The sequence below is a fragment of the Peribacillus psychrosaccharolyticus ATCC 23296 genome (assembly GCF_000305495.1).
GTDB classification, from domain to species: Bacteria; Bacillota; Bacilli; order Bacillales; family DSM-1321; genus Peribacillus; species Peribacillus psychrosaccharolyticus.
Genome location: NZ_AJTN02000153.1, coordinates 17,335 through 29,827 on the forward strand (window position 1 = coordinate 17,335; position 12,493 = coordinate 29,827).

At 41.6% G+C, this 12,493-nt stretch carries 14 protein-coding genes; 4 read left to right on the forward strand and 10 right to left on the reverse strand.

The features are described 5' to 3' along the window. Positions 1 to 2 precede the first annotated feature (2 nt). Positions 3 to 371 (forward strand): hypothetical protein, encoded by a 369-nt coding sequence (locus tag WYK_RS23255; protein ID WP_051387359.1) that lies wholly within the window; start codon positions 3 to 5, stop codon positions 369 to 371. 100 nt (positions 372 to 471) lie between these two features. Here the strand turns inward: WYK_RS23255 and WYK_RS06615 are convergent, their stop codons facing one another. The 6 genes from WYK_RS06615 to murB all read right to left on the reverse strand — a co-directional run bounded on the left by WYK_RS06615 (position 472) and on the right by murB (position 4,157). Next, positions 472 to 693: a helix-turn-helix domain-containing protein gene (locus tag WYK_RS06615; RefSeq protein ID WP_040373753.1), complete on the reverse strand. Its 222-nt coding sequence runs from the start codon at positions 691 to 693 to the stop codon at positions 472 to 474. 10 nt (positions 694 to 703) lie between these two features. Then, complete coding sequence (locus WYK_RS06620; RefSeq protein ID WP_040373754.1) at positions 704 to 1,195, reverse strand: DUF2975 domain-containing protein; 492 nt, start codon at positions 1,193 to 1,195, stop codon at positions 704 to 706. A 111-nt stretch (positions 1,196 to 1,306) separates the two neighbouring features. Continuing rightward, a complete protein-coding gene (locus WYK_RS06625) occupies positions 1,307 to 1,834 on the reverse strand; it encodes a hypothetical protein (RefSeq protein ID WP_040373755.1) in 528 nt (175 codons plus the stop codon). Between the two features lie 37 nt (positions 1,835 to 1,871). Then, a complete protein-coding gene (locus tag WYK_RS06630; RefSeq protein ID WP_040373756.1) occupies positions 1,872 to 2,297 on the reverse strand; it encodes a GNAT family N-acetyltransferase in 426 nt (141 codons plus the stop codon). A 53-nt stretch (positions 2,298 to 2,350) separates the two neighbouring features. Then, positions 2,351 to 2,965, reverse strand: coding sequence for an HAD-IA family hydrolase (locus WYK_RS06635; protein ID WP_040373757.1), 615 nt, complete (start codon positions 2,963 to 2,965; stop codon positions 2,351 to 2,353). A 283-nt stretch (positions 2,966 to 3,248) separates the two neighbouring features. Then, positions 3,249 to 4,157, reverse strand: a complete 909-nt coding sequence (murB, locus tag WYK_RS06640; RefSeq protein ID WP_040373758.1) for a UDP-N-acetylmuramate dehydrogenase — start codon at positions 4,155 to 4,157, stop codon at positions 3,249 to 3,251. A gap of 431 nt (positions 4,158 to 4,588) precedes the next feature. On the opposite strand from murB, the gene WYK_RS23260 reads away from it, so the two are divergent. Together WYK_RS23260 and WYK_RS06650 are read left to right on the forward strand one after the other, a co-directional pair. Beyond that, a complete protein-coding gene (locus tag WYK_RS23260) occupies positions 4,589 to 4,930 on the forward strand; it encodes an SH3 domain-containing protein (RefSeq protein WP_051387360.1) in 342 nt (113 codons plus the stop codon). Positions 4,931 to 4,958: 28 nt separating this feature from the next. Next, the gene (locus tag WYK_RS06650; protein WP_081704798.1) at positions 4,959 to 6,950 is read left to right on the forward strand and encodes an SH3 domain-containing protein; all 1,992 of its coding nucleotides are present in this window, start codon (positions 4,959 to 4,961) and stop codon (positions 6,948 to 6,950) included. A 471-nt stretch (positions 6,951 to 7,421) separates the two neighbouring features. On the opposite strand, the gene WYK_RS06655 is transcribed toward WYK_RS06650, so the two are convergent. Genes WYK_RS06655 through WYK_RS06670 form a run of 4 tightly spaced genes read right to left on the reverse strand, consistent with a single transcriptional unit; the run spans position 7,422 to position 11,986 of the window. Beyond that, complete coding sequence (locus WYK_RS06655) at positions 7,422 to 8,546, reverse strand: zinc-dependent alcohol dehydrogenase family protein (protein ID WP_040373759.1); 1,125 nt, start codon at positions 8,544 to 8,546, stop codon at positions 7,422 to 7,424. Further along, positions 8,543 to 10,000: an aldehyde dehydrogenase family protein gene (locus WYK_RS06660; protein ID WP_040373760.1), complete on the reverse strand. Its 1,458-nt coding sequence runs from the start codon at positions 9,998 to 10,000 to the stop codon at positions 8,543 to 8,545. Before WYK_RS06660 ends, WYK_RS06655 begins: the two co-directional genes overlap by 4 nt. A 15-nt stretch (positions 10,001 to 10,015) precedes the next feature. Beyond that, a complete protein-coding gene (gene ahlS, locus WYK_RS06665; RefSeq protein ID WP_040373761.1) occupies positions 10,016 to 10,849 on the reverse strand; it encodes an AhlS family quorum-quenching N-acyl homoserine lactonase in 834 nt (277 codons plus the stop codon). A gap of 15 nt (positions 10,850 to 10,864) precedes the next feature. Beyond that, on the reverse strand, positions 10,865 to 11,986 hold the full coding sequence (locus WYK_RS06670; RefSeq protein ID WP_235782456.1) for a zinc-binding dehydrogenase: 1,122 nt from the start codon (positions 11,984 to 11,986) through the stop codon (positions 10,865 to 10,867). A 206-nt stretch (positions 11,987 to 12,192) separates the two neighbouring features. Between WYK_RS06670 and WYK_RS24490 the strand changes: the two genes are divergently transcribed. Continuing rightward, a complete protein-coding gene (locus WYK_RS24490) occupies positions 12,193 to 12,378 on the forward strand; it encodes a hypothetical protein (RefSeq protein WP_152526426.1) in 186 nt (61 codons plus the stop codon). The last annotated feature ends 115 nt before the right edge of the window (positions 12,379 to 12,493 follow it).

Genomic DNA, 12,493 nt, shown 5'->3' on the forward strand with positions numbered 1-12,493 from the left:
TCATGCTCGAAAAGAGCTATCAAACGGGTTTAGAAATCCCTCTAAATGAAATCGAAATTTCTAATATCAAACTTTCAAGCGTTAGCCAAAACGATGCGGATACGGGAATCACTTTGCGGGCAACATCAGAAAATGCATTCTATCGTATAGAGCCTGATAATTTCTTAGCTTATGTGGATGATGAATCCATTTATCTAATTTTAAATACAATATTTGATCCACTTTCTATTGTAGCCAAAAAAGAAATATCAGAGAGTAACTCTTTCATGGCTCCAGACTCATTTTCAAACGAGACAAAAGTTTATTTGATAGAAGATGTCAAGAAAGGAACCATAAAATTAGTAGGTACCATAGGGACTCTTACGAAGTAATTAAAGAAAACAAAAAGCAGCAGCTAATATCTTAGCTACTGCTTTTTGTCATTGAAATGTATGGTTATGTTAATTGAGAACTTCTCTCTTTTGAAGAAGTTTATTCTAAAATGTCCTCGTCACTTTTGTATTCTAGAAGGTCTCCGGGCTGACAATCTAAGGCCTTACAAATGGCTTCTAACGTAGTTAGTCGTACCGCTTTTGCCTTTCCATTTTTCAGTATAGAAAGGTTAGCCATTGTTATCCCCACCCGCTCCGATAGTTCTGTTACGCTCATTTTTCTTTTAGCCAACATTACATCAATATTGATTATTATTGCCATGTTAGTCACCTCAGACTATTAAGTCGTTCTCTGATTTTATATCTATGGCTTCTTTTAAAAGTCTTTGTAAAACAGCTGCAAAGACGGCAATCACCAAGGGAGCAAAGACCATGACCATTCCAACTAGGATGAGCCCCGGTGCGTCATCTACCTCGGCTAGGATATACACAAAAGGGAGAACGATCACGTAGAATCCACTGATTGTGAGGGCACAGTTTTTGATTTTCTTTAAAGCCCGTACAGATAATTCCGAGAAAGCTTGGTTTCTGTCAATATAACTTAAAAGGGTAAAAGATTGATACAAAGCGAAGTAAAATGGGATCACCGTAATATACATAACCGTTACTATTCCATATACCACATAAGCTAAGTCCGAACCTTTTTCGGCTACCTCATTTGCTTCATTCACTATCTGAGGCAACAAAAAGATACACAATGCAAGAACTGGAATCCCTATAAAAATGACAGCTGCCTTCAAAAAGAGTGTTGAACTTCGTTTCATAAAAATCACCTCATTTTATTGTTTCATAATAAATGATTATTGATTCTAATTATATCTTTATTGTTAATAGAAATGTCCATTTATTTTTAGACAAAAAAAGCATTCCTCCATTCAGGGAAATGCTCTAAATATAAAATGATCATCAGGATTCCAAACATGCAGGTAATCAGCCGTGTATCCACGCAGCCACAACTTCCCGTTAATTTTTCTAAGGTAAAATCCTTTTGGAAAATTATCGTCTTCACTTATTATCGTCGAGGCTATGGTGATGGAGCCTAATGGAGCTTGATGCTGCTGTGAAAGATTTTTCGTATTACCTTCTGGCTGATCTAGATACTGTATTCTCAGATGAGGTCCCAACTCTAGCGGGCAAGCTTCCAAGCCAAGTTCACTGGCTCGCTCAAAAATCTGCGGTAAAGCAGCTCCATCAGGAAACGCAAGATCCCCAACGGTAAGTTCAACAGTGTTTACGCTGTACTTTGTGTTAGAAGTAGGAAATCTATCATCAGATAAAAGTCTCTCTCCAAGCTCATTCATCAAAACAGAATGTTGTTTTAATTTGTGTATAAGCTGCAAGTTCGATAGACCGCCAACCTCTATTTTTCTATTAATAACTGGGCAATCCGGGTATATCCCCATTTGAGGTCACTCCTTGCTATAATCAGAGTTTTTGTTGTTAATAACCCAATTTCTTTTTCAGGTAAAACTGCTGACTTTCTTTAATTGGATGTTCATCTACCACACCAACTACTTCGTAACCATACTTTTGATAAAAGGCAGGAGCTTGGAAGCTAAATGTATCGAGTTGAATTAGGTTGCATTTATTTTCTTTTGCAAAATCCTCTATTTTTAGTAATAACTCTTTCCCATATCCTTTACCCCTCAGTGACTTATCGACCCATAAGAAATCAATATGTAAGTGGCACCAAAAAACGGTTCCTGTTATTCCCCCTAAAATTTCTCCTTCTTCATCCCTTAGAATGAAGCTAATATTCTTAACTGGATGTTTCACATCATCAGGCAGGTTAGAAAGATTATGTTCAATTACCTTTTTCCGAATATATTCACTATCTTTTTGATTCCATTGTTGAGTGATTATCATCTTTTTTCCATCCTTAACATGGTGAATAACTTACCTCCAAAATCCTAATTAGCTTAAATAATTGTGTATAGTTGCTGGAAATCATTTATCGTGTAATCTGCATAGTTATTATTATCGTTTCCTTCGGTAAAGTAGCAGGCACTTATCTTTGCGTTCTTTCCTGATAATAAATCTAGCTCTCTATCACCAATCATTATAGATTCTGAGTGAATCATATTATGTTTGTTAAGTAGGTAGTTAATCGCATAAGGACTTGGTTTTCTTTCAAATCCTTGTTTAGATGTTATGAAATCAGTAAAGTAATCCACTAAACCATACTTTTTTAATAATATAATTGAGGATTCTCCTCGATGCGTAAATAAATAATTTTTTCTATTTGTTGAGTGGATGTATTTACAAATCTCTTGAATCCCGTCAAATGGTCTGGATAATTCTAATTCAGCCTCTATTCTTCGTTTTTGATAGTTCGATATAAATTCGCTGGTAATCTGATATTTTTCCTCATAGTATTTCAATGCAGTAGAAATAGATACCCTCAGCTGTTTGATGATTTCCTCTACTGGCTCTTCTATTTTTTGTTCTTTGAGCGCTTCCCTAAATACATTTGCCATTACTGGATAGGTATCAAAAAGCGTTCCATCAAAATCCCAAATTATGTGATTATACATATTTACTCCCCTAACTTTTTACTCTGATCTGCCTTTTCAGCCATGGTATAGGCTGCTGCTTGAAGAATAGCTAAAACGATTACGATCCAAAACCCATGTTTGAGTCCGACAGCGAGATGGATAATAAGCAAAATTAAAACAATAAAAGAAAACCATATTTAACGATTCTCGTATACATTTATAATCCCCTCCCCACGCTTCTAACGTACCATAAAATGGGTAATAAATCCTTTTTATACAATAAAAAAAAGACCTTCTCAATGAGAAAGTCTTTTTGAAATCATTAATCTTCACCGATAATTTTTACTTCTGTTTCTAGGTCTACACCGAAGTTCGCTTTCACCGTTTTTTGTACGTGTTCAATTAGTTCTAGATAATCGGTGGCAGTGGCACCATCGACGTTTACGATAAAGCCTGCATGCTTCGTCGAAACCTGAGCTCCTCCGATTTGCTTTCCTTGTAATCCGCTATCTTGAATTAATTTACCTGCGAAATAACCTGGCGGGCGTTTAAACACGCTTCCACATGACGGAAACTCAAGCGGCTGTTTGGATTCCCTAAGGAAAGTGAGTTCGTCCATTTTCGCTTTTATTTCATCAACATTCGCTGGCGTTAATTCGAAGGTTGCCTCTAGGATTAATAAATGTTCTTTTGAAAAGCGGCTGCTACGGTAGCTTAACTCTAATTCCTCGGCTGCGAAGGTTTTCAACTCTCCCTCAGAAGTGAGGACAAGCGCCTCTTTCAACACATCAGAAATTTCTCCGCCATATGCGCCCGCATTCATATAGAGTGCTCCGCCGACCGTACCTGGAATTCCACAAGCGAATTCAAGGCCTGATAATCGTTTTTCCAACGCAAAACGTGACGTTTCAATAATCGTCGCACCACTTTGAGCAATAATTTGATTTCCTTTACATTCAACCTCTTTCATTTGAACAAGGACCATAACAATCCCGCGAATCCCGCCATCTCGTATGATCAAGTTCGATCCATTTCCGAGCACCGTAATAGGAATCTGATGCGTCAACGCATAGTTGTACGTATCGCGAACTTCTAGATAACTAGTCGGAAGAACTAAGATATCCGCTTTGCCGCCTGTTTTGGTAAATGTATAGTTACTTAATGGTTCGTTCATTTTCACATGATTTGTTTTTAAAATAGCTAGTAAATCGTTATAAATTAATTCATTCATTTTTTGTAAGCTCCCAGTTGAGGATTTGTTTTTAAAAGTGACTGTTAAATAAGTCCTTCCTCATAATAAATGCATAATAGTTCATTTTAAGCTTCCTAAAAGAAAAAGACAATCATTTATACCGCTTTTTCATTGCCATCTCTTCCAACATACACAATTTTCTCTTCCACGGCTACACTTTAAACAATATTAAACTCATCTTTTGCTACATCAGCTTTTATTAGTTATATCAATATACATAAAATCCTTTAAATGGATTTTATATTTAATTAAGATTACATTTATATTAATTATTTTACCATTAGATTAAAAACGATGACTAATCCACTAAAAATATTAATATATATTATTTTATTCCGAACTAGTAGTTATTAACACCTATTTCAATATAGTTCTATACATAAAAATATAACTTTACTAGGGAGAATAAAATGAGAAAAATAGTTATTCCAGTTTTTTGTTTTGCAGTGATGAGTACTATAGCTATAGAAGCTCAGCTTTCTGCGGCACCTGTTTCAGCCGCACAAGTTACTATTGAAAAAACGCAGTATGTGAATGTCAGTTCCGGCACGCTTAATATGCGGAAAAGTGGATCGTCTACTGCCTCCGTTGTGGCCAAATTGACCAAAGGCACAAAGGTTTCCGTTTCTTCCGAATCGAAAGGCTGGGCAAAAATTACCGCCAACGGCAAAACCGGCTATGTCAGCTCACAATATCTTTCGTCAAAGAATCCGGTGAAAGCAACCGCAGCAGCCAAAACAACAACCAAATAATGTCAACACGAGCTCAGGCACACTCAATATGCGAAAAAGCGGGTCACCCAGTGCAGCCGTTGTGACTAAGCTTGCCAAAGGCACAAAGGTTTCCGTTTCTTCCGAATCGAAAGGCTGGGCAAAAGTCACCGCCAACGGCAAAACTGGCTATGTCAGTTCACAATATCTTTCGACTACCAATCCGGTGAAGGCAACCGTTGCAGCCAAAATAACAACCAAATATGTCAACACGAGCTCAGGCACACTTAACATGCGGAAAAGCGGATCGGCTACTGCCTCCGTTGTGGCTAAACTTGCCAAAGGCACAAAGGTTTCTGTTTCTTCCGAATCCAAAGGCTGGGCAAAAATTACCTCTAACGGCAAAACCGGCTATGTCAGTTCACAATATCTCTCCACAAAGAATCCAGTGGCAGTCGTTAAAACAACGACGAAATATGTTAATGTCAGCTCTGGTACGCTAGCGATGCGAAAATCCGCCTCCACAAGTGCAGCCGTTTTGGCTAAGCTTGCTAAAGGTACAAAGGTTACTGTTTCTTCCGAATCCAAAGGCTGGGCAAAAATTACCTCTAACGGCAAAACCGGCTATGTCAGCTCACAATATCTCTCAACGACGAAGCCTGTGGCTGCAACACCTTCAGAAGTTAAACCAGTGATCAAATATGTTAATGTCAGCGTAGGGAGCTCCCTTAATCTTCGAAAACAACCATCAGATAGTGCGGCAGTCATTTTAAAATTAACAAGAGGCGCTGAGACGACGGTTATTTCAGAGTCTGGGGGATGGACAAAAATTAAAGTATATGGCGGAGAAGGCTATGTTAATTCATCCTTTTTATCTGCGGACAAACCAAAGACACCAATTTCTGAACCTGAAGAAACGACCATCATTAAGTTTGTAAAAGTAAGCGATGGGTCTAGTTTAAATATGCGTTCGGAAGCTTCCACGTCTGGTTCTGTTGTGACACAGCTTGTCAATAATACGGCAGTGACCGTTTACTCAGAAGAAAATGGCTGGGCACGAGTGACAGCGAATGGGAAAACCGGTTATGTCAGCTCGGCATTTTTAGCAGATACGGCAGCGGAAACGCCAAGCGGCTCAAATAAAACGATTGATAAGATTGTTACACCATATAATCTGTCCCTTAATAAAATGGTTGATTTCCAAATGGCCGCCGATGCGCAAACGGATAAAAACTATCAAACGTACATACGTGAGGATGCGTTAACGGTTATCAGTTCTACGAAAGGGACGGTTGATGGAATCGGCTGGCGTGTCAGAGGCGGAGCAGGCCCAGAAAACTGGGTAATCGCCACTGTCAACGATCACCAGGAATTGACTATTCTATCAAAAAAAATGGGTTCTGACGGGTACAATTGGTACGAAGTAAATATTAATAAATCATGGGTCAATGCAAGCCCTGACGATGTGAAATATAATCTGAACCCGGATAATTTTGCGAATGATTCCGTTAATATGTTTCAATTTGTAAAGCTTTCTCAACCGACAAGCCTGAATGCTTCCGAAGTAAATGAACGAATTCTTGCAGGAAAAGGCATTCTAGCTAACCAAGCCGCCACCTTCATTACAGCTGGAGAAACGTATGGCGTAAATGAAATTTATCTTATTTCACATGCACTGCTGGAAACAGGGAAAGGAACCTCCCCACTCGCAACCGGTGTCGAGGTGAATGGAAAAACAGTCTATAATATGTACGGTATCGGTGCCTATGACGGAACCGCACTTACCAGCGGTGCCCAATATGCGTATAATGCCGGCTGGTTTACTCCCGAAGCGGCCATCATCGGCGGTGCCAAATTTATTGCCAATGGATATATTTCAGCTGGGCAAGACACCCTCTATAAAATGAGATGGAATCCAGCAGGTGCAGCAAAATATGGCTATGCCACCCACCAGTACGCAACCGATATCGGCTGGGCAGCAAAACAAGTCAAACAGATTTATAATTTATATAGCTTGCTAGATTCCTATCATTTAACCGTAGAAATTCCTGCTTATAAATAGAATGCGAGGCAGATCCCAATGTCGGGGTCTGCTTTTTTTATCTGATCCTTGAACGGCCTTCCGCACATACCGTAGCTAAAATGCTTAAAACATCCCAGCAGCGCAAGTTTGTCTTTTGAAAAAGAGTATCTTTCTCTACTTACGTTTGAAATCCAACTTAGATTCTAATAAATGACACATTTTCAACAACCCCATTGGAACCTCTTCGCAGTGGAAGAGAGCATGGAGATGCTTCCGCACATAGTTTGGCTCGTTCCGCACAAAAAAGTGGCTGAAGCGCACACAAACTCCTCCAGTCCGCGCACGTACCGTAGTTGAAATACATACAATCTTTTGAAAAATAGTATCTTTCTCTACTTACGTTTGGAAATCCAACTCAGATTCTAGTAAATGACGCATTTTCAACAACCCCTCTGCTCTTTGCTTTGCACACAAAAAAACCCGTACAATTTTCCTTGTACGGGTTCTTGATTAGAACGTTAGTATGATTCTTGTGGCTTCTCCGTTTGCTAGTCGATCGAATCCTTCGTTGATTTCTTCTAGTGTGATGGATCCTGTTAGGAGTTCGTGGACAGGGAGTTTATTTTGTTTGTATAGCTGGATAAATCTTGGGATGTCTCGGTTAGGTACACAGCTGCCGACATAGGAACCTTTGATGGTTCGTTCTTCGGCTGTCAGCGTTACCTGCGGGAAAGAGAATTTATGCTCTGGATGCGGCAATCCGGTTGTGACCGTTGTTCCGCCTCGTTTAGTAATCTTATAGGCGATTTCCATGGCAGCAACGGCTCCGGCAGTTTCAAAGGCATAATCGACTCCGCCTCCGGTTACCCTTCGAATTTCCTCGATAAAGTCTGGTTGCTTCGAATCAAAGATATCCGTTGCGCCCAGTTCCTTCGCTTTAGCTAGTTTGCTTTCATTCAAATCAACCGCAATAATCCGTCCCGCTCCAGCTGTGACTGCGCCTAATAACGCACTCAACCCAACTCCGCCAAGACCGATAATCGCGACCGTACTGCCCATCTCGATTTTAGCCGTATTCACCACCGCGCCGACTCCTGTGATTACGGCACAGCCAAATAACGCCAACTCATCAAACGGGATATCTTTTACTACCTTTATCAGCGACGTTCTTGAGACCACCGCATGATCGGCAAATGCTGACACACCAACATGATGGTACACCTCTTCACCATTTAAATGGAGCCTGCGTCCATCGTTCAACAGCGTTCCCTCACCATTAGCAGCTGCTCCCGGTTCACAAAGTGCTGGTCTTCCTTCCTGACAAGGCAAACAATGTCCGCAGCTTGGGACAAACGCACACACCACATGGTCACCTGGCTCAAGATCGGTTACTCCTTCCCCTACTTCGACGACAATTCCCGCCGCTTCATGCCCTAATGCCATCGGAAGCGGGCGCGGCCGGCTTCCGTTTATCACGGATAAATCTGAATGACAAAGACCCGCTGCCTTCACTTGAATTAATACTTCACCCATTTGCGGGGAATCCAACTCCAACGTTTCGATTTTTATCGGCTTACTTTCTGCATATGGCTGAGGCAATCCTAACTCATGAAGCACTGCTGCTCGTATTTTCATATAGTCCTCCCTCTCACATTAATCCCAATAAACTTAATATCTGTCATATCCTCAATTGCATATTGGATGCCTTCCTTACCAATTCCGCTCGACTTGACCCCGCCATACGGCATATGATCATATCGTAAAACAGAAACCTCGTTAATCCAGACACCGCCTGTCTCTAAACAATCAGCCATTCGGAATCCTCGGTTAATATCATTGGTAAAGACGCCCGCCTGTAGGCCATATTCGGAATCATTGGCAGCACGGATCACTTCTTCCTCACTATCAAACGGTATCAAACTGACGATTGGCGCAAAGACTTCCGCGCAGACAACCTTCATCGATGGTTGAACATTTGCTAGAATAGTAGGTTCAACCATCGCACCCTCTCTTTTGCCGCCGCATAGAATGTCTGCTCCCTGATCAACAGCTTCTTGAACCCAAGCTTCAGCCCGAATGGCGGCTTCTTCAGTTATCATCGGACCAATCATTGTTGCTTCGTCTAATGGATCGCCCGGCGTCAATGTTTTCACGGCAGCCACCAGCTGTTCAGCCAACGAATCATAGATTCCCCGTTGCACATATAATCTTTGCACCGACACACAGGCTTGACCAGCAAACGTATAGCCGCCTCTCACAATCGATGATACCGCCGACTCCAAATCGGCATCATCAAAAATAATATTCGGTGCGTTTGACCCTAATTCTAAGGTCACTTTTTTCCTATACGCTAAGTTCTTAATCTGCCAGCCTACCGGACCGCTTCCTGTAAACGTCACCTTTTTAACCAGCTTGTGAGTCACAAGTGCCTCACCCAGCTCACTTCCCGGACCCATAATAATATTAAATGCCCCTTCTGGAAGCCCCGCTTCTTGAAAAATTTTATATACTAACCCTGCTGTTAATGGGGTTTTCTCCGCCGGCTTTAACACAACCGTATTTCCAGCGGCAATCGCTGGTGCAATCTTATGCAGCGCTAGATTAAGTGGAAAATTAAATGGGGTAATCGCCGCCACTACACCTAACGGAACGCGCTTTGAAAAGCCAATTTGGTGTTCGCCGCCAATCGCATTGTCCATCGGGATTTGCTCGCCTTTAATCTGTTTCGCTCCCTCAGAAGCAAATCGAAGCACCTGGACTGCCCTTTTGACTTCAACACGTCCTTCACGAACCGGTTTTCCTGCTTCCATTGCGAGAAGACGAACAAATTCTTCTCCACGGCTTTCCAACAAATCTGCCGCAACCCGTAAAATCCGCGAACGCTCATAGGCCGGCATCTGCTTCATTGTCGAGTGATAAACCTGGTCCGCAATCTCAACGGCTTCTTGAACATCTTCTTCTGTCGCACAAAAAATCTGCCCAATGATTTCATTGGTAAACGGGTTAGTCACGCTTAATTCTTTCCGATCCGAAACGATTTCTTTCCCAGCAATAATCGAGCCGCACACTATGACTTCAACAGTTTTCATCTAGACGCCCCCTAATTACTCATAGAATCCTTCGGTTGACTTAATAAACTCTCTAAATTGCTTAGAATCATGGCCAAACCATACCTGTGAATTGGTGCGCTCGGCATACTTTTTAATTCGTTCCACCGCGTTTAAAAACCCGACTGAATCGTAGATAATCCCAGGGATCTTAACAGGCGGACCATAATTTTCAGCAGAATAAACCGCATCAGATGCTAAAATAATTCCCCCTTCACCCGGCAGCTCGATATGTAGACCAAGCATTCCCCAGGCATGTCCCGGCCCAAAGTTCAGAATTTTAATTCCTTCAGCAAGCTCCAGCTCATCTTCATGCGGCATAATGGTTTTCCAGTTCACGCCTGTTTTGATCCATTGATCAATATCTGCCCACACATAAGCCCCCATATCTTTATTGATCGCATAGGTTTTCATTGTATTTGACAGCTCTGTATCATGAACAATCACCGTCGCGTTTTTGAACAATTCCAAACAGCCGGCATGATCAAGATGTAAATGCGAAGCCACCACATACTTAATATCCTCCGGCCGGACATTTAATTGAGCTAGTCGGTTGATTAGGTAGCACTCTTCAGATGCCTGATATGGAAATAATTCTTGAACCCCTTCTGGCCATCTGCCGTCATCGCCCATCCCCTCTGGATTACAGCCCGTATCAAAGAGAATTTTACCTTCAGGGTGATCAATCAGAACTGCATACACTGGAAATTCAACAAACTCAGCCGGCGGATTTTGATTGTTTATCGAAGCCGGATTATGCATCGCCACCATAAATCCTTTATCCATTTGCATCGTCCCTGTATCCAGCACATACACTTTTGGTTTAATCATTATCATAGCCCCCTTTTAATTGGTAACGCTTTCATTTACTAGCGCGGATTTTCCTGCAATCACAATCGATCCCCTGACTACATTTCTAGCTGCCGACTCATCTAATGCCGTTTTAATTTCTGCTAGTGAAAATTCCCGGTCAAGCATTTCATTAAAAGGATATTTCTCCGATGTAGACTTCAGAAAATCCAACGCCTTCTTTAAATACCATGGATCATACCGAACAACTGGAAGCACCTGAATGGACTTTCTTGTTAACAATCCTGGGTCAAACGGTGTTAGTTTACCAGGTGAGATATTGCCGATACTCACATATTTTCCACCAAGCCGGATCAAATGGATACCTTCTGCGAATGCCGCAGGAACACCCGTTACCTCGATGCCAACATGTGCGCCCTTTCCGTCAGTTAACCGCAACACTTGCTCAGCCCGCGCCTCAAGTGTCGAAAAGTCATTCAAATTAATCACATGGTCTGCACCAAATTTCTTTGCAAGCTCTAGACGGCTTTGCACCCCATCAATGACAATTACCGTTGCCCCTTTTTCCTTTGCTACCGCTGCAGCATTCAACCCTAATCCTCCAGCGCCCTGAATGACAACACTTTGACCATAGGTAATCTGGGCCTTATCAATACCGAAATACACCTGCGACAGCGCACAATTAGCACTGGCAGCCGCAACATCTGACACAGAATCCGGCACCTTATAAAAATATTGATCAGGGTGGATATAATAATGAGTCGCAAACGTTCCATGAAAATGAGGGGCAACATCCGGCTCCAAATTCCAGAAATCATAGGCATGTTCACAAAGATGAAAGTTACCTTCCTGACATGGCGTACATTTTCTGCACGTAATATAGTAGGCAGCAACGACTCGATCACCAACCTTAATACCCTCTCCCGCATAATCTCGGTCCACACCTTCGCCAAGCGAATACACTTCCCCGACCATTTCATGACCAAGGACACCGCTCTTTTTCGTCGGATGCATCCCTTTCCAAATATGCAGTTCAGATCCGCAAATATTCGTCCGCAAAACCTTTACCACAACTCCGCCTGCCGCAGGCTCAGGTACCTCATAATCCCGATACTCCATTACCTCGGCCTCAGTCATCACAGCAACCTTCCCCTTCAAAATTGATTCCCCCTTTCCTTTTCAAAACTTCAAACATACGAACCACTTATGCCCCTGCAATCAAGCTGTTACATTTATACTAAATCAAGAAAAATACACCGTCAAATATTTGTTCTGAAAATTCAAATAACTATGTATCTACTTATAAGTTAAACTGGATTTTTTACCAAATAATGAATATAATTACAGTAGAGAGGGTGTTGATTGTGATAGACTTTTTACGTATTCTTTCAACCTTTTTCTATACAGGTCCCGTAAAGAAAGTGCCTGCCGGGTACAGACATTGTCCCGCCTGTGATGGTACGGGTAATTACGATTCATTTATTGACTGTGCAACCTGTGATGGTCAAGGGTATGTCGATTATAAACTCTTCATAACATTGAAACTGTAGGAAATGGAAAACCTCCCGCCTAGGAGGTTTTTCCTATACCTTCTACTGGTAAAACATTAGGTACATAGATTGAAAATCAACTGTTTTTCTCCTATTAATTAGACAAGCTTCAGTG

What these genes read in the sequence shown, in the direction of transcription:
- murB (WP_040373758.1), bottom strand. Translation starts at nt 4,157, where the DNA reads ATGAATGAATTAATTTATAACGATTTACTAGCTATTTTAAAAACAAAT.
- WYK_RS06650 (WP_081704798.1), top strand. Translation starts at nt 4,959, where the DNA reads ATGCGAAAAAGCGGGTCACCCAGTGCAGCCGTTGTGACTAAGCTTGCC.
- ahlS (WP_040373761.1), bottom strand. Translation starts at nt 10,849, where the DNA reads ATGATTAAACCAAAAGTGTATGTGCTGGATACAGGGACGATGCAAATG.
- WYK_RS06635 (WP_040373757.1), bottom strand. Translation starts at nt 2,965, where the DNA reads ATGTATAATCACATAATTTGGGATTTTGATGGAACGCTTTTTGATACC.
- WYK_RS06630 (WP_040373756.1), bottom strand. Translation starts at nt 2,297, where the DNA reads ATGATAATCACTCAACAATGGAATCAAAAAGATAGTGAATATATTCGG.
- WYK_RS23255 (WP_051387359.1), top strand. Translation starts at nt 3, where the DNA reads ATGCTCGAAAAGAGCTATCAAACGGGTTTAGAAATCCCTCTAAATGAA.
- WYK_RS06620 (WP_040373754.1), bottom strand. Translation starts at nt 1,195, where the DNA reads ATGAAACGAAGTTCAACACTCTTTTTGAAGGCAGCTGTCATTTTTATA.
- WYK_RS06625 (WP_040373755.1), bottom strand. Translation starts at nt 1,834, where the DNA reads ATGGGGATATACCCGGATTGCCCAGTTATTAATAGAAAAATAGAGGTT.
- WYK_RS23260 (WP_051387360.1), top strand. Translation starts at nt 4,589, where the DNA reads ATGAGAAAAATAGTTATTCCAGTTTTTTGTTTTGCAGTGATGAGTACT.
- WYK_RS06655 (WP_040373759.1), bottom strand. Translation starts at nt 8,546, where the DNA reads ATGAAAATACGAGCAGCAGTGCTTCATGAGTTAGGATTGCCTCAGCCA.
- WYK_RS06615 (WP_040373753.1), bottom strand. Translation starts at nt 693, where the DNA reads ATGGCAATAATAATCAATATTGATGTAATGTTGGCTAAAAGAAAAATG.
- WYK_RS06660 (WP_040373760.1), bottom strand. Translation starts at nt 10,000, where the DNA reads ATGAAAACTGTTGAAGTCATAGTGTGCGGCTCGATTATTGCTGGGAAA.